The sequence below is a fragment of the Shimazuella sp. NTD247 genome (assembly GCF_059510415.1).
Window position 1 is genome coordinate 618146 of sequence record NZ_JCAJZU010000002.1, and the last position, 25406, is coordinate 643551.

The following is a 25406-nucleotide window of genomic DNA, read 5'->3' on the forward strand; positions in this document are numbered from 1 at the left end:
TATGGAAAATTTGCTTTTAAAAGCAGATTCGGAAAGCTTTTATGATTTATTTGTAGATACTTATATTATGCATCGGTATCCTGCATCGCAGGAATATCAATTTCTTTTACACAGGAGACATTCGAAAGATTAACCACACATTTTACCAAAGAAACGATATCTTGGACAGGGATTCTTGTACCATTATAGGTGGATATGGCTCTTTCTAACCCATCCTCATATGGAATAGCTGCTGCGATGTTACCTGGATTGATAACCGTTACCCCGATACCATCCTTCCTTAGATTTTCCCGAAGCGCATGACCGACACCACGTAAGCCAAATTTTGAAGCTACATATGTTACTTGCTTACTGCCGTTATTATCGAGCCCATTTACTGATCCAACTAAAATAATCTTGGGATTGGTTGATTTTTTTATATTTGGCAATATCCTTTGTATACATATAATAGAAGAAGTTGTATTTACATTCATGATGTTAAGGATATCCGCTGGATTATCATTCTCAAAGTTATAGTTGTCTTGAAATCCTTCTTCTTCCCATATGCCGGCATTGTAAATTAGAACATCAATTGTTTCTTCCTCTATCGCTTTTGCAATGGCATCACTTGAATTTTGTGAGGATAAGTCCGCCTCAATCCAAAATCTATGAACTCCATCACGCATTTCCAAGCTTTCTGGTTTACTTCTGGAAATAATCCAAACTCGATCATCTTTATCAGGTAAACCTTTAACAAAAGCATCTCCTAGGCCCTTACTTGCTCCAAATATAAGAAAGTTTTTCATGTTTTCTCCTCGCTTAACTTGTCTTCTTGAAATTTATTCCTTATCTGATTTTTATTTTGTATCTGGAACTATCCTGATTTATAACTTGCTTGATTTTCTACTTCAAAGATTTATTTAGGTAAATAACGTTAGACCCATGATTGATGCTCCTAGTTCATTAGGAAGGAAATTTAAAAAGATACTGGTAGACGCTCAAGAGAAAGCATTGTTCCCGGCTTGTATATCAGTTTCTCCGGTTGAGTAGCTAGACGCAAATTAGGCAGCCGCTGAAATAATGTACTAAAAGCAATTTGTCCTTCCATACGGGCAAGAGGTGCACCCAAACAGTAGTGGATCCCCTTGCCAAATGCGAGATGGTCTTTTTCTTCGCGCGTAATATCCAATTTTTCCGGATTCGTAAACTTATGCGGATCAATATTAGCAGAAGATAGCGAGATAAGCATCATATCACCTTTGCAAATTTTCATGCTGTGCATGGTGAGATCCTCACGTGCATACCGGATTGTCATCGTTGCTGGACCTACATATCGCAACAGTTCTTCGACGGTTGTAACAATCAAGGATGGATCATCCTGAAGTGACCTCAGCTGATTTGGGTGCTGCAGTAGTGCTAATGTGCCATTGGCGATCAGATTTACTGTTGTTTCATGCCCAGCTGTGATAAGCAGCCAAAATGTTGAAATAAGCTCATTTTCACTTAATTTTTCTCCATTATCATGTGATTGAACCAGCCCACTCGTCACATCATTCCCCGGATTTTTACGTTTCTCCACTATCAATGCTTTACTGTATTGAATAAACTCTTCAAAAACGACATTTAACTCCTCTACCTTACTAGGGTCCATCGCGAGTTTTTGAAGCTTTGTGGTCCAGTTACGAAATAGGTTTCGATCAGAAGTGGGGACACCCAACATCTCCGAGATGACAATAATCGGCAGAGGATAAGCAAAATCAGCCACCAAATCTATCTCTCCGCGGTCTTGTATGGCATCAATCAACCCATCGGCGATCTGTTGAATGTGAGGACGCATGTTTTCGATCATTTGCGGTGTGAAGGCTTTGGCGACCAGTCTGCGCAAGCGGGTATGATCTGGTGGATCAACAACAAGCATATTAGGCATACTATTCAACCAATCAGCAAATCGATTCCCAGTCTTCTGTGGTTTAGTGGGATCTTGGCTATTCCTAATCGGATTTATTTTCACAAAACAAGGGTCCTTTAGTATTTCAACAGCATCGTCATAGCGGTATGTTGCCCAACCTTCTCCCATACCGAAAAAGTTATCAATGTGGATGAGAGGTTCTTTTTGTTCATTCAATCGTTGATAGAATGCAAAAAAATCGCGCATGGTTTTTGGGGAAATAAATTCAGCACTCGCAAATTTTTTTATGAAAACTACCTCTTTTCAATATTTTTAGGTTGGCGAAATGGCAAAATCCCATGACAGATCATTCGATAAAAAGCCTTGAACTCATCGATGAGCTTTTCAGCATGCTCATCATCTATTGCATCTGTATCAGTAACTTCGTCTAAAAATCGGGCTTCCATATGTTCTGATGCGATCTCAATTAATTCAAATGCCTGTTTACGATTGACGCCTGTTTGGAGTGGGACTTTTTCAAATAACTGTTTCAACATTTGGTTTCGGTTTGAAAGAATATAACTATATTTTTCTTCGATCTCTGTCTTCAATTCATCGGGGGGAGAGTAAAACGCTTCGCGAACCAATTTGTATACATTGGGGTGCTTTCGACAGTAGTCAAGTTTCATGAGACTAACTTTCATGATTGCCTCAAAAAAATCTCGATTCTCGAAAACAGCATCCATTTGAAGTTCTATCTGAACTTTTTCAACACAATATTCTAGCAAACTGAAATACAATTTTTTTTTGCTTTTAAAATGATGAAAGATCAAAGCCCTGGAAATACCTGCTGATTGCGCCAACATCTCCGATGTCGTCTTTTCATATCCATATTTAGAAAATACAGAAAGACAGGCCTCTAAAATCTTTTCTTTCTCGTAAAGTTGTAGTGGCAATTAAATCACCCCTCTCTATTATACTGTCTGATGAGTTAGCAAAATTATAGTTTATGCTGTCTGATGAGTCAATATCTTTTCATGAACTTGTGTGTTTTTATGGGCTATTTGAAAATTTTTATCCAAACTGAATAAAAGTTTGAAACAGTAACAAACATATAATCGGTATCAATCAGACCCTTGAACTCATGCGAACTTCTAACATAAAAAAAACTGTCGCTATGTTATCTTTAACTAATTAATTAATGGTTTAATGTCAGATAATCTTAATTTTAAAAATATAGAAATTTCTATTATGGTAACCTGAACAAAGATATCTAACAGCATGAAGGAAACAATCCAAGTGTCCTATTTCATTGCTCAACTTCGTGATGGAATAACCATCGATGAGTTTTGTAAGATCTATCGACTAAATCGGAATCGAGTAGTGGAGGCACTTGATTATTTATGTGAGCTTCTGCAACCGAAATTTCCTTGGTAAGAAAAAGAGACAATCTAATTTTCTAGGAAAAAAGCCCATCATACAAAGGGCTTTTCCTTTCTATCCTATCAACTTGTGATACAAACAGGTTGTACACCACCCAGTTGCACTCCAAATCATATAAATCTCGTTCATCTTGGCGGGAAACACAGAAAATCCATCACGAACTCACTTGATTAAATTTTAACAGTTATCGTATTCCTGCTTTAGGATAGACATAGAAACAAGAGAAATATATCGATCTCCTTCCTTCCTGCATTCTCTGGCAATTCCTTCTATCGCAAAATTTTCACTTTCATATAATTTTTGAGCTCGCTGGTTAAAATCTTTTACATCCAAATATAACCGATGTGCGTTTAATTCATGAAAGCACCATCTTTTTAGCAGTTTCAGTGCTTCTTTTCCAAAGCCCTTCCGCTTTTCATCAATCACTATACGCTTTAAATAATACGATCCATGAATATTATGGAGATCTGTCATTATGATATATCCAACTCTAGTTTCAGTCGAAACACTCTGAATAATCATATGCTCCATATCCGGATTCTCCAAGGTTTGTGTATGTTGTTCTATTGTCCAAGAATCAATGAATGGTGTATTTTCATTTTCAACACGAAGAACAAATTCTAACTCCCTTCTAGTTGTTTTTCTAAGTATTAGCTTGTCTGATTGAATGATCACCTGATCCATTTATTCACCTCTCATTTTTTGCATATCATTTCTAATATTCACCATCTTCATTTTATAACATTGCAAGCGAAAAAACCCTCGGTTTTAATCGTGAGATGAAAACAAGTGTTGGACGAGGGAAAGGAATTCCTTCACCTCGTCCAACTTTTGAAAAAGCAACTTTTCAGACAAACATTCGTGTGGTGACATGTATACCCGCAATAGACAAAACCAAGTTGTTCGCGGCGAAGATGAAATCAACATTCGTAAACCGTAGGCACACAGGGTTAGCTTGGTAATGAAATAGTCATGAGGTTATCGTCCCAAAATTCCACGGCTTTAGCCGTGTGGAGTGTCAAATATTTCCCATAATAAAGGAAGTATTTTTAGAAATAACAAAAAGAACCTTTGGATAATCCAAAGGTTCTTTTTCTGTTTTATACTACTAACCTGTGATTCTAACGGGCTCTGCGTCTCCCCAGAGACGTTCCAAATCATAAAAATCCCGTTCATCTCGGTGGAAAACATGTACTACCACGTCACCGATATCAATCAGCACCCAACGAGCCTCTTGTAGTCCTTGAACGCCTTTGATGCGAATATTTTCCTCTTCGCACTTTTTCTTAATTGCTGTAGCAATGGCTTCTACTTGTGTACGAGAACCTCCGTGACAAATCACAAAGTAATCAGCAAAAGCAGAAACGTCACGAATATCCAACACAGTTACGTCTTGCGCCTTTTTTTCCTCGGCAGCGGTAGCCGCAAGCATTGCGATCTCCACTAGATTCAACCGGATTCCTCCCTCAGATGTTATTCGTACTAGCCATACTATTAAGTGTATCATAAGTGATCGGATACACTTTTAGACCAGACGAGTTGAGAAATTGAATCATTTGCTGTAAAGCAAGCACAATGGCTTTTTCCAAACTTTCAAGAGCTAATGACCTTGCAGCATCTACTCCTGGAAATTTTCTGGCAGGTTCAATATAATCCGCCAGAAAAACCACTTTTTCCACTAGACTCATATTCGGTCTACCGGTGGTGTGATAAAAAATGGCATTGATGATTTCCTGATCCGTTATTCCTAATTCTTTTGCAGCTACTACGGAAGCCACTGGTCCATGCCATAGCTCTTGATTATATAATAATAGATCTTGGGGTAGTTTGTACTGCTTTATGGCAAAAATTAATTCTTCTGCTGTCCAAAATTTGCAGTAGTCATGAAGAATTGCAGCAGTGTCAACTTTTTCTTTATCCGCTCCATATCGCTCTGCTAGGATGGCGGCTGTTTCGACTACGCGCAGAGTATGTTCCCATCGAGACAAAGGCAGCTGCTGACGGGTACGATCAAGATAATCGAGACGATTCATACAACTGATGCTCCTTTATATACTGACAAACTGCGTGTGGAACCGCATAACGATAAGACCGGCCATCACACATCAGCTTACGAAGCATGGAAGCAGAAAGAAAAATTTCTACTGCATCTTCTACCCAGCTCACTTTTTCCTGAATAAAATCAGGCAATGACTCTGCTACAAATCCTGGACGATGCATGGCAATAATGGAGACGAGTTGGACAATCTGCTCAATTTGAAACCAACTTGGCAAATTATTGACCATGTCTGTACCAACGATAAGCGAAAATTGATAACTGGGGAACGTTTCTGTCGCCCAAGTTAAAGTATCGATGGTATAAGATAGTTTTTCCCTTTTTATCTCCCAATCTAACACTTCAAAAGCGGAATTTTCTTCCGTTGCGATTTTTACCATTTCTAATCGATGGTGTGACGGGGTTATGTTCACACCTTGTTTATGCGGGGGATGCCCTGCTGGTATAAACCACACTTTGTCTAAATTCATACGATCTCTTGCTTGATCGGCGATTAATAAATGCCCCATATGAATCGGATCGAAAGTCCCTCCAATGATACCTATCTTCATTTTAATCCTCGTTTTCCAAGATTGCTCTCATTTGCTTGATCGGCGCTTTTTGCTGGAACCAATACTCCACTGCAACTGCTGCTTGATGCAATAACATTCCTAATCCACCATGTGTTTTTGCACCAGCAGCTTGTGCATATTGTAACAATTTCGTTTCTTTTGGACGGTAAATTAAATCGCTCACTAATAAATCTGCATGAAGGACATCAGCGGTTACAGGAGAAGCATCTTCATTTGGTGACATGCCAATGGAAGTTGTATTAACCAATAATTGTGATCGTGCAATGTGATCTGCTGCAGAGTGGATGGAAATTGCAGTCGCTTTTGTCCAAGTATTTACGACATGAGCTAATTCTGATGCTTTTCCCATTGTTCGATTGGCAATTACGATTTCTTTAGCACCTGCTTTTGCCAAAGTAATACTGACTGCTCTTGCAGCCCCACCAGCTCCAAGTATAGTGATAACTTTATCTTTCACTGTAAATAGCGTTTCCTCTTCAAGCGAACGCAAATAACCGATACCATCCGTATTATATCCAATTAGTTGTCCTTCACGATGAACAACTGTATTTACCGCACCAATTTCCTTTGCTGTGGCATCGAGTTTATCCAGATAAGGAATAATAGCTACTTTGTGAGGAATGGTGACATTAAACCCAATAAACCCCAATGCTCGCATTCCATCAACTGCATTTTTTAATTGTTCTGGTTTTACATTGTAAGCCAGATATACCGCAGGAGTATCGAGTATTTCCCACACTTTGTTTAGCATCTGTGGAGATTTGGAATGCGTCACTGGATTTCCTAATAAGCCAAGTGCTTGTGTGTATGCAGTAATTTTCATAATGCTATCCTCTGTTTTTATATAATCGATGATCGTACTGTTACTTCAATCCCTTTTGGAGCGTATATATCTACTACTCCTCTTTCTTTACCAGTAGCAATCCAACCAAGACCGGAGATAACAATGTCTTGTTTTTCTTTCCCGCTTAAAACGATACGATGTTTTTGCAGTTCTGGTAATTCGTGTGGCGTTTTTGGTGGTTGGAGCAGTTCACCTGCATGTTTTTGAAAAAACTCGTCTGCATGTTCTTGCTTCGTGCGATGCAAGTAAATCCGATTCGAAAAATAACAGGTAAATGGTTGTCTTTCTCCTTCCATATAATCAAAACGTGCCAAACCTCCTAAAAATACGGTTTGACCTGCATTTAATTGATATCCTTTTGGATTTAATCGGCTTTTAGGTATGACTTCCCCTAGTTCCTTTGGAGATATCCATTCACTCAAACGATTTTTTTTCACAATTCCTGGTGTATCTACGATGTTGTGTTCATCATCAATCGGGATATGAATGACATCTAACGTTGTTCCTGGATAAGGAGAAGTTGTAATGACTGGCTCCTCTAATAAGTAATTTAGAAAAGTTGACTTTCCGACATTCGTCACACCGACAATATACACGTCCCTATCTTTGCGATAACGCTCAATTGCATGTTGCACCTCTTGCAGGTTAGCTTGTTTCGCTGCACTTCCTACCACAACATCGATTGGTTTTACACCCATATCTACTGCATAACTGTGAATCCATTCTTTTAATTTACCTGTCTTTATTGACTGTGGAAATAAATCCACTTTATTTCCAAAAAGCAAAAGCGGATTACTTCCAATATGGCGGTGGATTCCTGGTATCCAGCTGCCTGCAATATCAAATAAATCGATGATTTGAACTACTAAACTGTTCGTTTCGGCAATTTGTCCAAGAATTTGCAAGTAAAAATCAGGATCATGTTCAACTGCTGCTAATTCATTATAGTGCCGAATTCGATAACACCGCTTGCAGTATTTTTGTTCTCGTTCCAATGCTGCTTGTGGAATATATCCCGGTTTTGCTTCGTCCATTGTTTGAAGCTCAATGCCACAACCTTCACAATGTATCACAAATGGTTATTCTCCTCTCTCTAATAAACCTCTTTTTTCCATCCATCGAAAAAAAACACGTTCTACTCTTCGATTGAGCTTTGTAAAAAAACCTTCTGTTTTTGATATAGGGACAACCAGAATTGTATAAAACCCCATCCGATTTCCGCCTAAAACATCCGTTAACAATTGGTCACCAATCATGACGGTAGAGGACACATCCGTGTTCAATTCCTGTATTGCTCTTCGAAAGGCAAACGCTAATGGTTTTCTTGCTCTATGAATAAATGGAATTTGAAGTGGTATCGCAAATTGTGAAACTCTTGTTTCATTATTATTGGATACAATCATTACTTGAAAACCTTTCTGCTGTAATTCCTGCAGCCACTCCACTAACAAAGGAGTAGCATCTTTGCGATCAGATTCAACCAAAGTATTGTCTAAATCGACAATGATTGATTTCATCCCTTTTTCTTTCAGCTCTTCTAGGTTAATCTTATAGATGGACGGTACATATTGATTTGGCACAAACGCTGAGAACATCTTGATCCCTCCATGAAAACACGCTCGTGCCTAATATAACATAGTTAGAAAATAGCTTGCAAAACAAGGTCTAGGAGGATTTATTTTGAAACGGTTGTTTGTCTTTATGATTTTTGCTGTTTTCCTAACAGCTTGTCAACCTGAAGTTACTTCACTACCAGATGCGAACATGAAAGAAAACTATGTAAAACCTGATAACCCTGATCCTATTGCAGGGGATTATGTCACCACTCAGCCATTTTCCATTGTTTTAACAGATGTTCAACAAAAGAAGCAGTTGACGTTAAATGGAATCAGCCACAAAGCAAAGATCGCCTATTTATGTGTCAGCATCGGGATTACCAACAAAAGTAGAAAACCTGTAACCATCACTCCAGGCATGTTTCGTCTGATTGATGATAAAGGAAATATATATGAACCTGATGTGAATTTGGATTTGCTGATCAATAACAATGGAAAAGGATTTTATAATCAAAAAATAAAACCTTTGGAACGGCAAAACGTAATGCTTTTGTTTGATACCTCTGTCGGGGTAGGACAAGGATATCTTGAAATCAATGGCAGTAACAAATCAATGCAAAATGCACATATTCGGCTTCTTAGATAATTAATTTGCTTCAAAAAAACACTTCTGGAAATCGTTTCAGAAGTGTTTTTCGTATGGGAAAATGGAAACAGCTTGTAAAGAAAACGAGAAAGGTTTGTATGGCAACGGACTTCACATCACAAGTTCGTAAAAAAATTATTTCATTAAGAAAGAGGACTTTATTAACAAACAAGTGTCTTTAGCCACTTTTCGTTTCCTTTGTGGCTTTATTTTTTTTACGATATCTCCATATGCTGTACCATACTATCGCTACTGTTATAACTACAGTAATGGAATAAGACCCTATTTTCCCAGAAGTTTTTAAAAAGTACTGAATCCCTTCAACATTACTCGATCGTCCGATAAACAACAAAATTGTATTCCAAGGAAATGACCCTAACAAGGTAAAAAAGAAAAATCTCGCAGGACGAATTTTACTCAAACCAGCAATATAAGACACATAGTTTCCAACACTTAGGGGACGTGACAGAGTAATACTCCACTCTCCATATTTACGGAACCATGCTTGTGCCTTTTTTACCTTTGTACTATCCATCTTCTTAGCAGAAAAATTTTCTAATTGATAACCAATTGTATATGGTACCAGTGTAAAGATACTAAAAATAAAACTATTTACAAAACCTATAACAATCAACTTCCATGCTTCTACTTGCATGATATAACCATACAACAATACAAATAACGCACCAGGAAAAGGAATAGATGTCGCTTCTATTGCTGTTGCTCCAAAAAGCCCCCAAACTCCACATCGCTCTAAAAAGGAAAATGCAAACTCTAACATATTTTTCTCCCCACATGCATGTATCGAACATATATCTCTTCTTATTATATATGGAAATCTATTGATCCTTTCATCCATTTTCATTTTTGTTATAAGGCCGATTTGCAACTACTATTGCGACGATGACAAAAACTAGTGCTATTAGTGTATTGTACGGTATATTTTCGTCTAGAAGTAAGGAAGAAATCATTACGCCAAATACAGGAACAAAGAACAAAAACAAAGAAACACTTCCAACAGAATATTTGCGCATCAAGTGATTCCAAATACCCACCGCGATAGCAGTCATTGCACCTAAATAAAACAGAATGCAAACTTGATAGAAACCAAAAACAAAAGGATAAGATCCTGTTATGATGTACCCTAAAATGAAAAAGGCAATTCCACTTAGTAGCATAGCATATGCAGTCATGGTTTTTGTGTCGATATCAGTATTTCTTTTGGCAGCAAGAATATTTCCCCATGCACCAGCTAATACACTTGCAAATAAACACATATCCCCAAACCCAAACGATATTTTCCCTGATTCTGTTATATGTAACATTGTAATTCCAATCAATCCGAAACCTAAACCAATCAAATTGGGAGTAGAGAGCTTTTCCTCTTTATACAAGATATGAGCAAAAAGCAATTGAAACAACGAGGTGGTACCAGCCATAATTGCACCAAGGATTCCTGTACTGATACTGATGCCGACAAAGAAGAAGACATAATTGAAAAAAACTTGGAAAAAGGAAATCTGTATGAGAGAAAACCAGATGGAACGAGGGACAAAAATAGATTGTTTATCTGTTTTCATCATTAAAAAAAGAAGAAAAGAAGCTAACAAAGTAATATGACTGGCAAAAAGTAATTGAGATCCTATTTGATTTGCTTGGATACCAAATAGACGATATCCAAGCTTGATCACAGGTGCCACACTCCCCCATAAAAAGGTAACAATCAATGCGGAGATGATTTTTCCACTTTTACCCATATCTACATCCTTTCTTCAAGGAGATATCAACTGTAATTCTTTTGGAAAATGAGTGAGTACTTCACACCCCTCATTTGTACTGATGACCATATCTTCTATTCTTACGCCTGCTATCGATGGGATATAGATACCAGGTTCAATCGTGAAAACGGCTTCATTCGGAATACGCTGTGTATTATCACCTGATATGGAAGGATATTCATGCGGCTCAATACCAAGTCCATGTCCCAAACGATGGGTGAAATAATCGCCGTACCCTTTTTGGTCAATTACTTCCCGTGCTATTTGATCTAGTTCTCCAAATGTAGCTACTATTTTTTGTTTCAATGCTTGAATCGCTTGTTGATTTGCTTGCAAAACAGTATCATATATTTCCTTTTGTTTTGCGGATATATCACCAAAAGCAACAGTTCGAGTGATATCCGAGCAATACCCGTCAACAATTACCCCCAAATCAAACAAAACAAGTTCCCCAGCTTGTAGTTTTCGAGAACTAGCCGTCCCATGGGGCAATGCGGTGCGTTCACCAAATAAAACCATCGTTTGAAAAGCCATATTGGTTATTCCCAAATCTTGCATTTTGTTTTCGATATAACTTTTTACTTCTAATTCCGTTCGTCCACTTTTTAAGAATTCGATACCATATTGTATGGCTTGATCTGCAAATTTAGCAGCCTTTCGCAAGATTTCTTTTTCTTCTCCCGTCTTATGTATTCGCATCATTCGCATCTGTTCATCGATAGAAATAAATGTGTTTATCGCTAATGTTTCCGATAGCTCTTGTGCTCTTCCGTAAGTGAGATGATCTGCCTCAACTGCAACCTTTGCATCACCGTTTAGAAGTGGAGCAAATTTATCTTTCATCCATAACCATGGACTATCTTCATCTCGAAAAGCATACACTTCCCCATGCCATCCCGATTCCTTCACCCGTTCGATCTCCAATAATGGACAAACCAAAACAGAGCTATTATCAGGAAAAATCCATACTCCAAGCAATCTTTCTCGTGGATTACAAGCAAACCCAGTCAAATAAAATACATTCGAACTTGAAGTAATAAATGCTGCATCTAATTCATTTTCATGCAGCCACTGTGCAACACGGTCGATTCGATTGTCCATTTTGTATCACCTTTTCCCAATTATTTCGTAGATTTGTAAATATATTCTGTTATACTTATTTTATTGTCTAACAAGGAGTGAAATCATTTTGGAACCAAATCAAAATCCGCAAGAAAATCAAAACCGTGTTTCCGCATTTATGCAATATTTAACTCCAGTAAACCTTTCATTTGCTTCCCTAATCCTAGGAATTTTCACCTTTATTCTTGTGTTTTTCCCAGACGCAAAAACGCTGACTCTCATTTTTGGAATCATTGCTCTGCTTTTAGGATTGTACAGTTATTATACTACGAATGGGAGCCTTATTTCTGTTGTTGGTATTCTTACTAGTACGATACCCCTTTTGTTTTTCCTCTTTCTGAAACTTATCATCATTTATATTCAAGCAGAAATACCTGGATTTTTAGGTGATTTCTAAACCTTGCGAAAAGCAAGGTTTTTTTCTTTTCCTTATTTCATCTCTCCATTCCTCCCACTTTCTTGTATAATAAAAGTACATCACCAACCATACCCGGAAAAATAGGGTATTCGTCCAAGGAGATTCATGAACATCAAGAAGCCGTCTGTTCCCAAGCGGGTGCAGCAGATCGGCGCAGCGTTTGTCATCGTCATCATGCTCTGCATGGTGCTCGTGCACGCGCTGTCGAACGCGAGCGGAAACGACAAGCAGTCCGTGACCCAGTCGGGGCCGAAGACCAGCGCGAACGCGCTGGAAACGAAGAAGCCGACGGCATCGGCAACTCCGTCGAAGAAGCCCAGTGCCTCGCCCACTCCCAAAGAGGAGCAGAGCTCGCAGGCGCCTTCTTCGACGACGCCGAGCGCAACGGAGTCGCCGGTCACCAGCGCTCCAAGCTTCAAGCCGACTGCCCAGCCGAAGGCGACCGCCGTCTCGGCGAAGAGCCCGGATGAGCAGGCGAAGCAGGGGGTCATCGAGATCATCGAGCAGCAGAACATGAACTGGGACGTCTACAGCAAGGGTAAGTTCTTCTTCCCGTACGAGACCCCCCAGAACGAGGACATGAAGACACTGCTCAACCGTGTCAAGAAGGACGGTCCTCAGCGTGCTGGCTTCGATCTCGCCGGCCTGTACGTCGGTGCCAACAAGCAGATCATCACCGAGCGTCTGAACAACGCCGCGAACGCCTGCAAGGAGAGCACCGCCACCTGCAAGAAGATCAAGGCGGTCGTGAAGATCGACTTCGACTTCATCAAGAAGATCAACGATGAGCTCGCGCCCAAGTGGCAGGCTGCATCGGCGATCACCGACAAGAACAAGAAGCAGAAGGCGCAGGAGCCCGTTCTGCGGGAGTACAACACCGCCGCGGTTCAGTTCCTGAGCGACCGATGGAACGCCGTCAAGAACAACTGACAATCTACCTTGGATGAAAGCGAGGCACCCAGCAATCCAGCTGGGCGCCTCGCCGACGTTATGTGGAGTTTTTCAACTTCAAATATTGTTACAAATCACAGGCTTTTAAGCATTTCTAAGATCACTTTTGGTTCTAACCGTCTCATAAAGTTTGCATCAACATGTGCGTATTGGATGATATTTTGCTTATCTATAACAAAGGTTGCCGATATAGGCAGCACCCAGCGATTTGTTACGTTATATTTTTCCAAATTCAAGTTAAATTTTTCATACAATCCTTTCAATGAACCTGATATCTCATATAAGACATTGTACTGATTTGCCACTTGCCCATCGATATCACTTGCTACTATAAAAGTAAGTTGTTCTTTTTCTTGTTGACTCAAGGTGTTATCTGGACTCTGTGGTGAAACCGCAATTAACGCAGCTCCATATTCTTGAAATTGTGGCAGAGCCGCTTGATAAGCTCTTAGTTGCAGGTTGCAGAAATGACACCATCCTCCCCGGTAAAACGTCAAAATCACAGGACCACCCGCCGTTTTCTCTGCTAAAGGGATATTTCTATTTCGTGCATCTCTCAACGTGAAATCTGGTGCTGTGTCTCCCACCTGTAATCCACTCGCAAGACCTGTCTGCTGCAAATATTCAATTGATTCTTGAAGAATTTGATAACTATCAGGCTTGTTGCTTTTCATTTCTTGTTCTCTGGCTTCTAGTTGTTCATTTAAATATTCGTTCATTTTGTTTCAAACTTCCACATTTATTGTTAAACATAAATTGAATTAACATTGTGTTTCTCTCTAACCGATTGTAATAACCACTTTTCCAAAAGGAGAATGTTCCTTATAATATTGGAATGCAGACCCCGCTTCTTCGAAAGAAAAGATACGATCAATTACAGGTTTTAGTCGGTTAACATCAATAGCACCATTCATAGCAGTAAAATGAGCCCGACTTCCAACAGCAATTCGCCGAAGATTAAAAATATTGGAAGCAATCGCACTTATAGGAATGGATGAAGCACCATCAGCTAGCCATCCAACTTGACTAATTTCTCCACCAGCCGCTGTTGACCTAATGGATTTTTCTAGAGTACCTGCTCCACCAACCTCTACTATGCGATTCACACCTTGTCCATTGGTCAACTCCTGTACGGCAAGGTGCCAGTCTGGTGTTGTATAATAATTGATTACTTCATCAGCCCCTAGAATCATCAATCGTTCTGTTTTTTCTTCATTGGATGTAGTAGAAATAACTCGCGCCCCAAAGAGCTTCGCAAACTGGATAGCGAAAAGCGAAACTCCACCTGAACCAAGGGTAAGAACAGTATCACCAGCTTTTAACGATTGTCCTCCCGTCAATGCATTCCAAGCTGTAACTCCAGCACATGGTAGGGTTGAAGCTTCCTCATAAGTAAGATGATTTGGAATCTGGACAACTGCCTCTTCACTCAGCACCACATATTCCGCCAACATTCCATCGAGTGATCCACCTAATTGTGCAGCATTATCCCAATGAAATGGACCATCAATCCAATTTGGAAATATATTTCCTGCTACCCTATCACCTAGATTTACTCGCGTCACATCTTTGCCTATCTCTACAATTTCTCCAACACCATCTGATACCGGTATGACGTTAGGTAAAATAGGCAATGAATAGCTTCCTTGGAAAATGATCATAATCTCCCGATAATTGATTGAACATGCTCTTACCCGAATCAGTACTTCTCGAGGGCCTGGAACTGGTACATCATGTTCTTTTACATGAAGACCTTCCAAACCTGCACCTAGATTTATATGATAACTTTTCATCTCAAACCTTCTTCTTTTTATTTATTTATAAAAAATACATTTTAAGAAATTTGAATCGGCTCATTAAACTGGTAGTCTGATGTGATTCGACCATCTGGACCCAAAATAGCAACAACAGAACCTGCGCCTGCTGCTGTGCCTCCATTTTGTGGCACCATCTTCCAATAAAACTTCACTACATTGTGATGTCCGGAAATGGTTCGAAACAGCTCAAATGTAAATCCACCCTTTTTTACAAACTCTTCATATGCTTCTTGGATTCGAATCTCTATTGCATCATATCCATATGCTTCTATATTCTCCGTAAAATGAGTAGCGTCTTCGGACCAAAGTTCTCTAATGCTTCTTCTACGGCGATTATCATCTGCTTCGTTCCAAACTTTGTTATACCTGCTCACAAAATCTTGTATATTGTCCATTTTTGTTTTCAGCCTTCTTTCTTTTTTTTGCTACAAAATGACTTTAGCATGAAAATAAGACATATCATGTCTTATTTTCATGCTAAAATTTAAAAAAAGAAAAGGATAGGGTTACTTTGTTAAAATCACAGCGCTTAATCCAGCTTATTATGATGATAAATGCCAAAAAAGCTTTTACGGTTCGAGAACTCGCTGATGAATTTCAGCTTTCTACTCGTACCATTACACGTGATCTGCAAGAATTGAGTGAACTAGGCTTTCCGATTTATTCCGTCCAAGGAAGAGGAGGTGGTTTTCGATTACTGCAAGAAAGGATGCTTCCTCCGATTACATTTACAGAAAATGAAGCAATAGCCATGTTTTTTGCTTGTCAATCCTTACAATATTTTGGCTCGCTACCCTTTGATGAGGGCGCAGCATCGGCACTTCATAAGTTTTACCATTACTCACCAGCAGATGTGAAAGTACAAATTGACCGATTAAAAGATAAGATGGTTATTTGGAATCCCTATCGCTCCATGTCCGCTGAATGTCTGAAAACTTTATTGCAAGCAATTATGAATCGAAGTGCAGTAACAATCGAGTACAATGCCAGCAAAGGCTTAGCAACACGGGATATTCAGCCCATTGGCCTCTATGCGGCACAAGGGTATTGGTATTGTCCTGCTTTCTGTTTCATTCGGAATGCATATCGGTTATTCCGCGCAGATCGAATTCAATCTGCGAAAATAAATGAATTCATTCAGTGCCGAGAAGATGTAGACCAAAGATCGGTAATCGAGTGGAATACCCCAGAAATAAGTGAATCGGAGAAAACCATGCTAGTTGTCAAAATAACGCAAAAAGGTGTACGAACACTTGAATCAAATAGTTGGTTTGGAAATTTCATTGAACTATTAAAAGATGGCAGTGGAATCATTCAAATGTTGGTGCCAGTAAATAATCTGACATTTTTTTGCGATATGATTTGGGGCGTGGGAGAAGACGCTAAAATAATAAAGCCAAAAGAAGCTGTCAACTATTTAAAACAGAAAATAGAGTCAATGAAATTGCAATATAAAGAGTCAGTGTATTGATGCTGTTCTAAGTTTCCATTGAGATACCTTTTTCGAAAACAAAAAAACCTCAAGGCTTTTTGCCTTGAGGCTGTGTATCTCTTATGAAAAGGAGAACGAGAAGGAAGAATGAGAATGATGATGATGTGGGCGATGACGACGGTGATGGTGATGACGATGAGAAGAAGATGTATAGTGGCGATGTGGATAGCTGCTGGTATAGTGATGTCTACGATGTCTTCTTCGTGAAGAAGAAAATAGACTAAACAACCCGCAATGATACTTGATCTTATCCAAATCGTCTTTAATCTTGTCGATATAATCTTCCTTATGATCACTATAGAAGAAACGTCCGACATCGATGATTTTCACATTACCATTTTGATCTAACATTATATTATTAAGGTGAATGTCATGAGGAATAATTCCAGAAGCATAACATTCTTCGATCGCTTTTTCTAATTGACGGAATTGCGCATCTTTTAGTTTATAACCTGCATCACGCAGTTGTGCTAGGGTATACCCTTTTACTTGATCCACAACCATAAACTTTTCATTTTGGAAATGAAGTTTAGGAAACATAGGGTGCGCATTCAAGTTTGCCAGCATCAGATGATCGTCATTTTCACTAAAATCGTCTTTGTACACTTTTACAGCATAATCTTCAAAGGAGAATACTTGCCCGCTTAAACCTTCACCTAGTAGTGTATGATGTTTATTTACATCCCCCTTCACTACTAATGATGATAAATAATCAACAGACGCTTGGTCTATCAAACGAGACCCTTCCATTATTTCTCCTCCTAATGAGTTTTAGTATTTACTTGAATAATATTCTACCTGTTCTTTGAATCAATGAAAATACTTTTTTTCTTACAAATCCATGGATATTGTCAGATTATTAGCAAATAGAGGAGATTATCGAAATCATTTGCCAATTTCATTGTAAAGGATGGGACAGAAAAAAAGAAGGGACAACATTTGTACGGTTGCCCCTTCTTTTTGCTGATTTCATTTAACCAAAATATTTGATGCGTTGTTCCAGTGGGTGGAATTCTTTTTCACCTGGTTTTGCTGTTGGTTTACCAAATGGCATTTGTGCAATCAACTTCCATTCTTTTGGTAAATCCCAAGTAGTACGCACTTCTTCATCAATCAATGGATTGTAGTGTTGCAAAGAAGCTCCTAAACCTTCTTCTTCCAGAGCTGTCCAAACAACATATTGCAATATTCCTGAAGATTGATTGGACCAAATTGGAAAGTTTTCTGCATACAAAGCAAATTGTTCTTGCAGGTTTTCGACAACGTTCTGATCTTCAAAGAACAAAACAGTTCCATATCCAGCAGCAAAACCATTGATGCGTTCTTCCGTCGCTGCAAAGTTCTCTGCTGGAACGATTTTACGAAGTTCTTCTTTGGTAATATCCCAGACTTTATCTGATTCCTTTCCAAATAGCACCACAACTCTTGCACTTTGAGAATTAAACGCCGAAGGGCTATGTTTGACCGCATGTTCCACTAATTCTTTTACACGTGCAGGTTTAACCACTTCGTCTTTGTTTAACCCATAATAAGTACGTCTTGCTTCCACTGCTTCTAAAAATGTATTTGCCATAATATTTTTTCCTCCATTTGTTGGGCCAATGTAAAGCCGCTTACTTTTAGTAACTACATAACTTATTATGTATAAATCATTCTCGTTTGTCAATCCCCTTAAAATTAAAATATTCATATATAGAATAAATTGTTTATTTCTGAGAAAATAAAAAACTTCACTGTTTTGGTGAAGTTCGCTAAAAATAGCCATCCCCTTGTAAACATGTAATCTACAAGGGGATAAATACTACTTCATCTTCATCAGATCATCCATTCGCAGAGTTTTAGGCGTCTTTCCATGAACTGGGATCTTCTTTGTGTCAGAAGACCCGATCAGCAACCACAAAAGCTTTTTATAATCAGGATGGTTCACAGACACAAGCTCATTATCCTTCAGAACACAATCATAATTCTTCGCCAATCCTGCGAATGAGTACTCATACGACTTGATCGTCCCTTCTGGAGTATCAAGGATAAGTGCATAGATAGTATATTTCTCCATGTCCCCTCCAAAGTGGGGTGACAGCAGTATTTGATTGCAACTCGATTGTATCATTTAATTATTTAAAAATTACGATATGTATAAAAAAAACCAAGGATAAAGTCCTTGGTTTTATGAAATCCATGAAGCAAAAGTGCTGTAAAGCAAATATATATTTAATCCTGCAATAACTACTGCTACCGAATAAGCAGTGATTTTCAGCCACAGACGATTCGCAAATTCACCCATTTTCTTTTTATCACTTGTAAATTTTACAAGGGGAAATACAGCAAACGACAGCTGCAAAGATAAAATCACCTGACTAAATACTAAAAGTTTTACTGTGCCTGCTGACCCATACAAAGCTGTCACAATAACAGCTGGAACGATAGCAATAATTCTTGTGATCAATCGACGCAGCCAAGGTTTAAGACGAATATTAAGAAAACCTTCCATTACAATTTGACCTGCTAGCGTACCGGTTAGAGTAGAATTTTGACCAGAAGCCAGTAATGCTACACCAAATAATATACTTGCTATGGACGTTCCTAATAAAGGTGTTAATAACTGATACGCTTGACTAATATCGTCTACAGGCTTTCCAGTTCCATGAAAAGTAGCTGCTGACAAAATAAGAATAGCTGCATTAATAAAGAGTGCGAATAGCAATGCGATACTAGAATCCCATGTAGCAAATCGAATGGCACTTTTCTTGCCTTTGGGAGTTTGTTCAAATGCTCTTGTTTGCACAATACTCGAATGCAAGTAAAGATTGTGAGGCATTACAGTCGCCCCTAAAATACCAATCGCAATATAGAGCATTGCCGGATTTGTAACAATTTCTGTACTTGGGACAAAACCATGTAATACATGCGGAACATTTGGTGAAGCCAAAAATAACTCAACAGCAAAACATAATCCAATAATAGCAATTAACGATATTACAATCGCTTCAATCGGACGAAATCCTTTGTTTTGTAAAAGTAAAACAAATAATATATCACATGCTGTGATTAACACGCCGTAAATAAGCGGAATACCAAACAGCAAATTAAGAGCAATTGCTGATCCAATTAGTTCAGCCAAATCACAGGCAGCAATCGCAATTTCACATAAAACCCAAAGCACAAAAGCAACAGGTTTGCTATAGTGATCACGACAAGCTTGAGCCAAATCCCGTCCTGTAACAATACCAAGTTTGCTCGATAATGATTGCAAAAGCATAGCCATTAAATTGGATAACAAAATAACAGAAAGTAAAGTATACATAAAGGTCGATCCGCCAGCTAGATCGGTTGCCCAGTTTCCTGGGTCCATGTAGCCGACTGCGACTAAATATCCTGGACCTACAAACGCTAAAAACTTACGAAACGCTGATCCTTTTTTTGGAACAGGCATAGAACGGTGTACCTCACGTAAAGAAGGATTAGTTCTGTCTCTTCTCCATCCTGTCTCCGAAGGAACTTTATCTTTCACGGATAAAGTCTCCATCATAAATCCCTCCTCTATTTCTATCTTTAACAATTTTGACTACAACAATTTTATTTGCCATAACAAAAAAAGTTTCCCTTGGCTAAATTATACGTCATTTTATTTATTTTGTGTAGATACATATTGAAAAATATGCTGTACTTATTGAGTAAGTTCCTTGTTTATTTTTAGAGAATTTATTTTTTCATTTTCATCCAGAAAGAGGGAAACGTTTGAAAGTACATAAACTACTGTCTTTTTACTTTTTTTTGGCCTTCAGTGCTATATGCAGTATTATACTCGTCTACACAATTAACCAAAATTTATCCAGCATGAACGCTCACTTTTGTTTTATCTTAACTGCTTCTTTTTGTTTCATTCTGTTCTTTTTTTTACAGAATCGAGTTTTCCCATCTTGGTCGATGATTCTGTTTTGTGCCTATTTATCATGGATGGATACGTTATTATTGTTTCGACCGTTACTTCATGCTACCACTGGATGGAACTTCATCCCGATTATTCATAGTGTTTCTCTCGCTTCAAAACTTACAGTTAATAATTTCATTTGGTATTTTGGTGGAAACATTCTATTGTTTATTCCTATAGGATACTTTTTTCAAGTATTTGCTTGTGCTTTTAAGAAATCATTTTTCTCAGGATTATTTTTAATGGTAGGAGTAGAGATAACGCAAGCTGTTACCCATCGAGGAGTTTGTGATATAGATGATCTTTTGATGAACATGTTTGGAGTTACAGTAGGTATTTTCATTCGCATAGGACACTTTCTTAAAGGGAAGAATCAAAAAAGACACATATAACTGTTAAGATATGGTTAAGATTCATGCAAATTCACAATGAATATTTCTTTTCTTTTACTTGATTATGTAAAATATAATGGAAAGATAAGATTCCATTTTTTCAGGAGGGAATAGCTTGCTATTTAATCGTTCAAAAGATCGGTTCTTTTATCAAACTTTAACCGATGCCACACTGAATATTGTCGAAGCTGTTAAGTTGTTTCGTGAGAATGTGGAAACGCTTCAACAAAAAGAACAGATCGCTGATAAAATAAAAGAACTAGAATCAAAAGGAGATGAATATACCCACCTTATCTTGCAAGAACTTGATAAAACCTTTGTCCCGCCTATGGATCGTGAAGATATTATGGCATTAGCAGGAAATTTAGATGATGTTTTGGATGAAGTAGAAGCATGTACAGCGAGATTTGTTTACTTCAAAATTGACGAAACAACTCCATACCTAATTAAATTTGCGGATAACCTCGAAAAATGCGCAGATTTACTCCACAAAGCTTTTGTCGCTTTAGAGAAAAAGGAATTCACTACCATACGCAAAATTTCTATTGAAATCAATGAACTAGAAAACGAAGGCGACCGCTTGATGCGTGAAAGTGTACATACTTTATTTGAAGAACCAGTGGATCTATTAAACCTGATTAAAATGAAAGAGATATATGAACGCTTGGAAGATGTCAGTGATACATTTGAAGATTTAATGGATGTGATGGAAAGAGTGGTCATGAAATATGCCTGAGCTTTCCATACTAGTTATTATCGTAGTCATCCTTGCGCTAGCATTCGATTTTACCAACGGCTGGCATGACACGGCAAACGCCATTGCCACGGTAGTAGGAACACGAACTCTCACTCCTGGGAAAGCAATTATGATGGCGGCGATCTTAAATTTGGTTGGGGCGCTTTTCTTTACAGAGGTAGCCAAAGCAATTGGCAAAGATATTGTAGATCCAAGCAACATCTCACTCGTTGTGTTGGTTTCAGCACTACTATCTGTCATTTTGTGGAATGTAGTTACTGTTTTCATGGGATTACCTACAAGTTCTTCCCATGCCTTAATCGGGAGTCTCATTGGAGCGGCATTTGCTTTTAAAGGATTGGGCATTCTTAAGATAAAAGGAATTCTTGTTATTTTGCTTGGACTCGTACTGTCACCTATTTTAGGAGCTCTTATCAGTTTTATCATTATAAAGATCATTCGGGCAATATTTCGTAATAAACAACCATCCAAAGTAAAAAGATTGTTTCGTCCTTTGCAGTTACTTTCTGCTGCTTTTATGGCATTTAGTCATGGTGCATCAGATGCACAAAAAGCAATGGGAATCATTGGAATGGCACTTATTGCAGGTCACTATCACACCGAGTTTACTGTTCCGTTTTGGGCAATGATTTCTTGCGGATTGGCTATGGCACTCGGAACTGCAATCGGCGGACAAAAAATTATTCAAACGGTCGGTTCTAGGCTTAGCCGTCTGGAAACGCCACAAGGTTTTGCCGCAGAGACAGGCGCTGCTATTCTGCTAACGACAATTGCAAAAATTGGTGTTCCCGTAAGTACAACACATACGATCACTGGATCAATTATTGGAGTAGGATTAGCAGACCGGATACGAAGTGTCCGCTGGAGTGTTGCTACAAAAATCGTGTATGCATGGGTGCTAACGTTACCAGTCACTGCAATTATTGCCTTTTTATTGTTTCATTTGTTTACTCTTTTCGGATTATAGATAAAAAACCCGAGTGCTCATCATGTAAATGAAGAACACTCGGGTTTTTATTATATAGTTTCTCCAATGAAATTCAATATAGAGGTCTCCTTGCACCGCAGTACAGGGAGACTCCCACATCTCACCACTGTCTACTCGTCAGAACACGAGGGGCTGCTTCGCCTCTTGGCGATAAATGTCATGACACCTTGGGCATCAGGGGCTGAAGAAACCACGTGTTCCATCCCAGATTTATCCAGCGCTTTCTTGATGTCTTCCACGGAAAGACCGATTGGAGGAAAGAGGAGGCAAGAAGGAGCTTGCTCCTCTGTAGTATAACCAGCTGTGTGGCCAATCCCGATTGGAAAGATCATGCCATTCTCCTGTGCTTGATGTGGGTACACTTGAATAAAGTGTATATTACATATATTAGTTTGAACGATTGGACAACAATTTTCAATGTTTTTCTAATTCGTATCTTTAAATCCAATTAGAGACAATGGTGCTTTTCATCCTTTTAAGGTATTGGTGTATTGTCCCTTGGTTGATTCTCTCTCCTAGCCATTTCATATTTCATCGCTCGTTGATAAGATTGATTTAATAACGATTGAATTTTGGCTTCATCTGGTTTGATATCAACTTCTGGAGTTTTTAATACAAATACCGAATCTTTTTTCGGAGCTAGCTTCATATAAGAGTGATGAGGCTGAATCCACTCATAATCTTTTGGAGTTACTTGTCCAACTCGATCCTTCATTCCTCGAACGACCATACTCGCATCAGTTGGCGAAACTTGAAAAGAAACGACATTTCCACATTGTCGGAAGAGACAATCAATCATCTGTCCACTCAAGTAATCTTTTATCCCAGATGCAGTTACGATCAGCGGTGTGCGGTTATTTGTCATATCTTTTAAATAACCATATGGATTGGGCATAATATCATGAATAAAATAAGACCCTTCATCAAGAATGATTGGATGAAGCGGATTAAAGTGACCATTCATCCTTCGCATTTCTCTTGGATAAGAAAAAATTTCAAATATCATAAAGACTTTTGATACGACATATTTCTTTTGCTCCGCAGTAAGACCGGATAGATCTAATATTTGGATATGTCCTTGGTTAATCGCTTTTAGCCAGCGAAATCCATCCGTACGCTGATTGAGTATTGTCCCCATTTCTCCAGAATTCCAAAGCCTGAGTCGAGTGAGTGATGGACTGCGTATTAATTCTTGCGGCCAATTTATTGCACCTGTTTCCGAGTGAATATACTTTCGCAGTTGCTCTCGTAACGATCGATTGCGCTCATTGTTCTGAGGAACTTGATCAAATATCGTTTTCGCATATGCTGGATCTTCAAACACCCGCTGCATATTCCAAATGGAACCTTGATCGAGTAAATCGAGTGCTGTTGCTGTCATCATAAATGCATCAGGAACCTGAGGCCCCCAAAACCCTGCATCCAATCTCCTTAAAATCTCACCAACATATCCATATTCCGCTTGAGGAAAATCGATATCAAATGGATTAAATGGAAATTTCCATTCTCGAAAACGAGCAGCAGTAACATAAGGATGTAAATGCTCAGGTAACTCAGTCAGCAGTCGATCTGATAATGTTCCATCCATGTCTACTACTGTACAGCCATATTTGTTTTCATCTGTTCGTTGATTTAAAAAATCTAATAACCACTGCAAAACAAAAGTTGTTTTTCCCATGCCATTTCGTCCGAAAATAACCATATTTTCTGTCAAACTATCGATAGGCAAATGAATAGGATGGTCAGTAGGTCCCCGTGAATTTGTACCCAAGTAAACGATGTTATCTTGTTCAGAACATTTCCGAATTTCAATTGGGGCTACTGGCAATTGCATATTTTGATTATGAATAAATGCTGATCGTGGTAATGCTGGTACTCTGGCAAGACCAGACAGTTCTTGATCTCCAAGAACCACGACATTCTTTTTTGTGCGAAAAGGAAAAATACGATTGGAAAATTCATATCGAAACAGTGGTTTAATCGTCTGCCACCACTCACGAATTTGAAAACGGTTGAATTGCGCATGTTCCATCCAACTAAATGCTTTGCTGCATTGATTCGCTAGTAATTCTGCATTTTCCTTCGTTTCATCAAAAGCGAGAATTCGTATGGCTACTTCTGCTTTCATCCGATTTTTTTTATTTTGTAATGCTTGCAAATACAGTTGATTTTCTCCAGTAGGAGCACTCTTATCTCTTTTAATATCACGTATCGCTCGCGAAAAAGATGACTCTACTTGATGATCATAAACAGGTCGAATGAGAAACTGACAGATAACTGATTGTGTCTCACTCAATTGGCTTATTAATTCTAATAAATTGGAGTGTGTTTCTAAATCATCTGGATACTGAACATTTAAAGGCAGAGCATAATCATATTCCAGCAATAACCTTGCCCCAGCATGAGGACGTGAATAATCGATAGTTGGCGCCTTTTCTGAAGGGTGTATTTGAATATCTGGAAAAGCAGTATGAAGCGCATCAATCATTCTTTCTCCATAAATCTTCTTAGAAGCCCAGCAACCGTATTGGGGATCACCAGCATGCGCATGTATTTCCCAAGCAATCCAAGGTTCTTGTATCAGAAAAGGCATCCGTTCATACCATCGTTTTTTCATAAACCGAAGCATTTGATTCCATACTTGAGCCATCGGTTTATATTTTGGTTTATCGCCAGCTTGAATGGTCAGTTTGTAATATACTCCTTTTGGAATCGCAAAAGGCATAAGATGAAATCGTTTCATTCGATTCCTCTCCCCCACAATAGGGATGGGATA

Annotated in this window: 30 protein-coding genes; 9 read left to right on the forward strand and 21 right to left on the reverse strand. The window is 38.6% G+C overall.

Annotated elements, in window-relative coordinates:
• Nucleotides 1–65: 65 nt before the first annotated feature.
• The 3 genes from AC5WOC_RS07745 to AC5WOC_RS07755 form a co-directional block, all read right to left on the reverse strand.
• Complete coding sequence (locus AC5WOC_RS07745) at nt 66–785, reverse strand: SDR family NAD(P)-dependent oxidoreductase (protein WP_496054822.1); 720 nt, start codon at nt 783–785, stop codon at nt 66–68.
• A gap of 170 nt (nt 786–955) precedes the next feature.
• Complete coding sequence (locus AC5WOC_RS07750) at nt 956–2176, reverse strand: cytochrome P450 family protein (RefSeq protein WP_496054960.1); 1221 nt, start codon at nt 2174–2176, stop codon at nt 956–958.
• Between the two features lie 5 nt (nt 2177–2181).
• Complete coding sequence (locus AC5WOC_RS07755) at nt 2182–2823, reverse strand: TetR/AcrR family transcriptional regulator (RefSeq protein WP_496054823.1); 642 nt, start codon at nt 2821–2823, stop codon at nt 2182–2184.
• Nucleotides 2824–3148: 325 nt separating this feature from the next.
• Here AC5WOC_RS07755 and AC5WOC_RS07760 point away from each other — a divergent pair, with 325 nt between their 5' ends.
• Nucleotides 3149–3304, forward strand: coding sequence for a hypothetical protein (locus AC5WOC_RS07760; RefSeq protein WP_496054824.1), 156 nt, complete (start codon nt 3149–3151; stop codon nt 3302–3304).
• A gap of 183 nt (nt 3305–3487) precedes the next feature.
• Here AC5WOC_RS07760 and AC5WOC_RS07765 read toward each other — a convergent pair whose 3' ends face one another.
• From AC5WOC_RS07765 to AC5WOC_RS07795, 7 genes are all read right to left on the reverse strand, one after another.
• Nucleotides 3488–3994, reverse strand: a complete 507-nt coding sequence (locus AC5WOC_RS07765; protein ID WP_496054825.1) for a GNAT family N-acetyltransferase — start codon at nt 3992–3994, stop codon at nt 3488–3490.
• A 424-nt stretch (nt 3995–4418) separates the two neighbouring features.
• Nucleotides 4419–4769, reverse strand: coding sequence for a ribosome silencing factor (gene rsfS, locus AC5WOC_RS07770; protein WP_496054961.1), 351 nt, complete (start codon nt 4767–4769; stop codon nt 4419–4421).
• 7 nt (nt 4770–4776) lie between these two features.
• A complete protein-coding gene (gene yqeK, locus AC5WOC_RS07775) occupies nt 4777–5343 on the reverse strand; it encodes a bis(5'-nucleosyl)-tetraphosphatase (symmetrical) YqeK (RefSeq protein WP_496054826.1) in 567 nt (188 codons plus the stop codon).
• The gene (locus AC5WOC_RS07780; RefSeq protein ID WP_496054827.1) at nt 5321–5917 is read right to left on the reverse strand and encodes a nicotinate-nucleotide adenylyltransferase; all 597 of its coding nucleotides are present in this window, start codon (nt 5915–5917) and stop codon (nt 5321–5323) included. Before AC5WOC_RS07780 ends, yqeK begins: the two co-directional genes overlap by 23 nt.
• Nucleotide 5918: 1 nt before the next feature.
• Entirely contained in the window at nt 5919–6761 is an 843-nt protein-coding gene (gene aroE, locus AC5WOC_RS07785; protein WP_496054828.1) for a shikimate dehydrogenase, read from the reverse strand.
• 17 nt (nt 6762–6778) lie between these two features.
• Nucleotides 6779–7855, reverse strand: coding sequence for a ribosome biogenesis GTPase YqeH (yqeH, locus tag AC5WOC_RS07790; RefSeq protein ID WP_496054829.1), 1077 nt, complete (start codon nt 7853–7855; stop codon nt 6779–6781).
• Between the two features lie 6 nt (nt 7856–7861).
• Nucleotides 7862–8377 (reverse strand): YqeG family HAD IIIA-type phosphatase, encoded by a 516-nt coding sequence (locus AC5WOC_RS07795; RefSeq protein ID WP_496054830.1) that lies wholly within the window; start codon nt 8375–8377, stop codon nt 7862–7864.
• 85 nt (nt 8378–8462) lie between these two features.
• Here AC5WOC_RS07795 and AC5WOC_RS07800 point away from each other — a divergent pair, with 85 nt between their 5' ends.
• On the forward strand, nt 8463–8984 hold the full coding sequence (locus tag AC5WOC_RS07800; protein ID WP_496054831.1) for a DUF4352 domain-containing protein: 522 nt from the start codon (nt 8463–8465) through the stop codon (nt 8982–8984).
• Between the two features lie 178 nt (nt 8985–9162).
• Here the strand turns inward: AC5WOC_RS07800 and AC5WOC_RS07805 are convergent, their stop codons facing one another.
• The 3 genes from AC5WOC_RS07805 to AC5WOC_RS07815 all read right to left on the reverse strand — a co-directional run bounded on the left by AC5WOC_RS07805 (nt 9163) and on the right by AC5WOC_RS07815 (nt 11863).
• Entirely contained in the window at nt 9163–9765 is a 603-nt protein-coding gene (locus AC5WOC_RS07805; protein WP_496054832.1) for a DedA family protein, read from the reverse strand.
• Between the two features lie 70 nt (nt 9766–9835).
• Nucleotides 9836–10741, reverse strand: coding sequence for a DMT family transporter (locus tag AC5WOC_RS07810; protein ID WP_496054833.1), 906 nt, complete (start codon nt 10739–10741; stop codon nt 9836–9838).
• A 15-nt stretch (nt 10742–10756) separates the two neighbouring features.
• Complete coding sequence (locus tag AC5WOC_RS07815) at nt 10757–11863, reverse strand: M24 family metallopeptidase (RefSeq protein WP_496054834.1); 1107 nt, start codon at nt 11861–11863, stop codon at nt 10757–10759.
• Nucleotides 11864–11951: 88 nt separating this feature from the next.
• On the opposite strand from AC5WOC_RS07815, the gene AC5WOC_RS07820 reads away from it, so the two are divergent.
• Together AC5WOC_RS07820 and AC5WOC_RS07825 are read left to right on the forward strand one after the other, a co-directional pair.
• Nucleotides 11952–12281 carry a hypothetical protein gene (locus AC5WOC_RS07820; RefSeq protein ID WP_496054835.1) on the forward strand — a complete coding sequence of 110 codons (330 nt, stop codon included), beginning with the start codon at nt 11952–11954 and terminating at the stop codon, nt 12279–12281.
• Between the two features lie 126 nt (nt 12282–12407).
• Nucleotides 12408–13232, forward strand: coding sequence for a hypothetical protein (locus AC5WOC_RS07825; protein WP_496054836.1), 825 nt, complete (start codon nt 12408–12410; stop codon nt 13230–13232).
• 95 nt (nt 13233–13327) lie between these two features.
• Here the strand turns inward: AC5WOC_RS07825 and AC5WOC_RS07830 are convergent, their stop codons facing one another.
• From AC5WOC_RS07830 to AC5WOC_RS07840, 3 genes are read right to left on the reverse strand one after another with little or no spacing between them, the layout of a single operon-like run.
• Nucleotides 13328–13972 carry a peroxiredoxin-like family protein gene (locus AC5WOC_RS07830; RefSeq protein ID WP_496054837.1) on the reverse strand — a complete coding sequence of 215 codons (645 nt, stop codon included), beginning with the start codon at nt 13970–13972 and terminating at the stop codon, nt 13328–13330.
• 60 nt (nt 13973–14032) lie between these two features.
• Nucleotides 14033–15046 carry a zinc-dependent alcohol dehydrogenase family protein gene (locus AC5WOC_RS07835; protein ID WP_496054838.1) on the reverse strand — a complete coding sequence of 338 codons (1014 nt, stop codon included), beginning with the start codon at nt 15044–15046 and terminating at the stop codon, nt 14033–14035.
• Between the two features lie 41 nt (nt 15047–15087).
• Nucleotides 15088–15465 (reverse strand): hypothetical protein, encoded by a 378-nt coding sequence (locus AC5WOC_RS07840; protein ID WP_496054839.1) that lies wholly within the window; start codon nt 15463–15465, stop codon nt 15088–15090.
• Between the two features lie 116 nt (nt 15466–15581).
• Between AC5WOC_RS07840 and AC5WOC_RS07845 the strand changes: the two genes are divergently transcribed.
• Entirely contained in the window at nt 15582–16541 is a 960-nt protein-coding gene (locus AC5WOC_RS07845; protein ID WP_496054840.1) for a helix-turn-helix transcriptional regulator, read from the forward strand.
• 81 nt (nt 16542–16622) lie between these two features.
• Here AC5WOC_RS07845 and AC5WOC_RS07850 read toward each other — a convergent pair whose 3' ends face one another.
• The 4 genes from AC5WOC_RS07850 to AC5WOC_RS07865 all read right to left on the reverse strand — a co-directional run bounded on the left by AC5WOC_RS07850 (nt 16623) and on the right by AC5WOC_RS07865 (nt 20091).
• The gene (locus tag AC5WOC_RS07850) at nt 16623–17312 is read right to left on the reverse strand and encodes a hypothetical protein (RefSeq protein ID WP_496054841.1); all 690 of its coding nucleotides are present in this window, start codon (nt 17310–17312) and stop codon (nt 16623–16625) included.
• Between the two features lie 223 nt (nt 17313–17535).
• Nucleotides 17536–18135, reverse strand: coding sequence for a nitroreductase family protein (locus tag AC5WOC_RS07855; RefSeq protein ID WP_496054842.1), 600 nt, complete (start codon nt 18133–18135; stop codon nt 17536–17538).
• Nucleotides 18136–18363: 228 nt separating this feature from the next.
• The gene (locus AC5WOC_RS07860; RefSeq protein ID WP_496054843.1) at nt 18364–18618 is read right to left on the reverse strand and encodes a hypothetical protein; all 255 of its coding nucleotides are present in this window, start codon (nt 18616–18618) and stop codon (nt 18364–18366) included.
• 111 nt (nt 18619–18729) lie between these two features.
• On the reverse strand, nt 18730–20091 hold the full coding sequence (locus AC5WOC_RS07865; protein WP_496054844.1) for an Nramp family divalent metal transporter: 1362 nt from the start codon (nt 20089–20091) through the stop codon (nt 18730–18732).
• 209 nt (nt 20092–20300) lie between these two features.
• On the opposite strand from AC5WOC_RS07865, the gene AC5WOC_RS07870 reads away from it, so the two are divergent.
• The 4 genes from AC5WOC_RS07870 to AC5WOC_RS07885 all read left to right on the forward strand — a co-directional run bounded on the left by AC5WOC_RS07870 (nt 20301) and on the right by AC5WOC_RS07885 (nt 22927).
• On the forward strand, nt 20301–20885 hold the full coding sequence (locus tag AC5WOC_RS07870) for a VanZ family protein (RefSeq protein ID WP_496054845.1): 585 nt from the start codon (nt 20301–20303) through the stop codon (nt 20883–20885).
• Nucleotides 20886–21000: 115 nt separating this feature from the next.
• A complete protein-coding gene (locus AC5WOC_RS07875) occupies nt 21001–21621 on the forward strand; it encodes a DUF47 domain-containing protein (RefSeq protein ID WP_496054846.1) in 621 nt (206 codons plus the stop codon).
• Entirely contained in the window at nt 21614–22609 is a 996-nt protein-coding gene (locus AC5WOC_RS07880) for an inorganic phosphate transporter (RefSeq protein WP_496054847.1), read from the forward strand. Before AC5WOC_RS07875 ends, AC5WOC_RS07880 begins: the two co-directional genes overlap by 8 nt.
• 90 nt (nt 22610–22699) lie before the next feature.
• Nucleotides 22700–22927, forward strand: a complete 228-nt coding sequence (locus AC5WOC_RS07885) for a hypothetical protein (RefSeq protein ID WP_496054848.1) — start codon at nt 22700–22702, stop codon at nt 22925–22927.
• Between the two features lie 178 nt (nt 22928–23105).
• Here the strand turns inward: AC5WOC_RS07885 and AC5WOC_RS07890 are convergent, their stop codons facing one another.
• Nucleotides 23106–25373, reverse strand: coding sequence for an ATP-binding protein (locus AC5WOC_RS07890; RefSeq protein ID WP_496054849.1), 2268 nt, complete (start codon nt 25371–25373; stop codon nt 23106–23108).
• Nucleotides 25374–25406: the final 33 nt, after the last annotated feature.

What these genes read in the sequence shown, in the direction of transcription:
- yqeK (WP_496054826.1), bottom strand. Translation starts at nt 5,343, where the DNA reads ATGAATCGTCTCGATTATCTTGATCGTACCCGTCAGCAGCTGCCTTTG.
- AC5WOC_RS07810 (WP_496054833.1), bottom strand. Translation starts at nt 10,741, where the DNA reads ATGGGTAAAAGTGGAAAAATCATCTCCGCATTGATTGTTACCTTTTTA.
- AC5WOC_RS07745 (WP_496054822.1), bottom strand. Translation starts at nt 785, where the DNA reads ATGAAAAACTTTCTTATATTTGGAGCAAGTAAGGGCCTAGGAGATGCT.
- aroE (WP_496054828.1), bottom strand. Translation starts at nt 6,761, where the DNA reads ATGAAAATTACTGCATACACACAAGCACTTGGCTTATTAGGAAATCCA.
- AC5WOC_RS07850 (WP_496054841.1), bottom strand. Translation starts at nt 17,312, where the DNA reads ATGGAAGGGTCTCGTTTGATAGACCAAGCGTCTGTTGATTATTTATCA.
- AC5WOC_RS07865 (WP_496054844.1), bottom strand. Translation starts at nt 20,091, where the DNA reads ATGATGGAGACTTTATCCGTGAAAGATAAAGTTCCTTCGGAGACAGGA.
- AC5WOC_RS07780 (WP_496054827.1), bottom strand. Translation starts at nt 5,917, where the DNA reads ATGAAGATAGGTATCATTGGAGGGACTTTCGATCCGATTCATATGGGG.
- AC5WOC_RS07825 (WP_496054836.1), top strand. Translation starts at nt 12,408, where the DNA reads ATGAACATCAAGAAGCCGTCTGTTCCCAAGCGGGTGCAGCAGATCGGC.
- AC5WOC_RS07795 (WP_496054830.1), bottom strand. Translation starts at nt 8,377, where the DNA reads ATGTTCTCAGCGTTTGTGCCAAATCAATATGTACCGTCCATCTATAAG.
- AC5WOC_RS07860 (WP_496054843.1), bottom strand. Translation starts at nt 18,618, where the DNA reads ATGGAGAAATATACTATCTATGCACTTATCCTTGATACTCCAGAAGGG.
- AC5WOC_RS07805 (WP_496054832.1), bottom strand. Translation starts at nt 9,765, where the DNA reads ATGTTAGAGTTTGCATTTTCCTTTTTAGAGCGATGTGGAGTTTGGGGG.
- AC5WOC_RS07760 (WP_496054824.1), top strand. Translation starts at nt 3,149, where the DNA reads ATGAAGGAAACAATCCAAGTGTCCTATTTCATTGCTCAACTTCGTGAT.
- AC5WOC_RS07765 (WP_496054825.1), bottom strand. Translation starts at nt 3,994, where the DNA reads ATGGATCAGGTGATCATTCAATCAGACAAGCTAATACTTAGAAAAACA.
- AC5WOC_RS07880 (WP_496054847.1), top strand. Translation starts at nt 21,614, where the DNA reads ATGCCTGAGCTTTCCATACTAGTTATTATCGTAGTCATCCTTGCGCTA.
- AC5WOC_RS07890 (WP_496054849.1), bottom strand. Translation starts at nt 25,373, where the DNA reads ATGAAACGATTTCATCTTATGCCTTTTGCGATTCCAAAAGGAGTATAT.
- AC5WOC_RS07815 (WP_496054834.1), bottom strand. Translation starts at nt 11,863, where the DNA reads ATGGACAATCGAATCGACCGTGTTGCACAGTGGCTGCATGAAAATGAA.
- AC5WOC_RS07830 (WP_496054837.1), bottom strand. Translation starts at nt 13,972, where the DNA reads ATGAACGAATATTTAAATGAACAACTAGAAGCCAGAGAACAAGAAATG.
- AC5WOC_RS07835 (WP_496054838.1), bottom strand. Translation starts at nt 15,046, where the DNA reads ATGAAAAGTTATCATATAAATCTAGGTGCAGGTTTGGAAGGTCTTCAT.
- AC5WOC_RS07840 (WP_496054839.1), bottom strand. Translation starts at nt 15,465, where the DNA reads ATGGACAATATACAAGATTTTGTGAGCAGGTATAACAAAGTTTGGAAC.
- AC5WOC_RS07855 (WP_496054842.1), bottom strand. Translation starts at nt 18,135, where the DNA reads ATGGCAAATACATTTTTAGAAGCAGTGGAAGCAAGACGTACTTATTAT.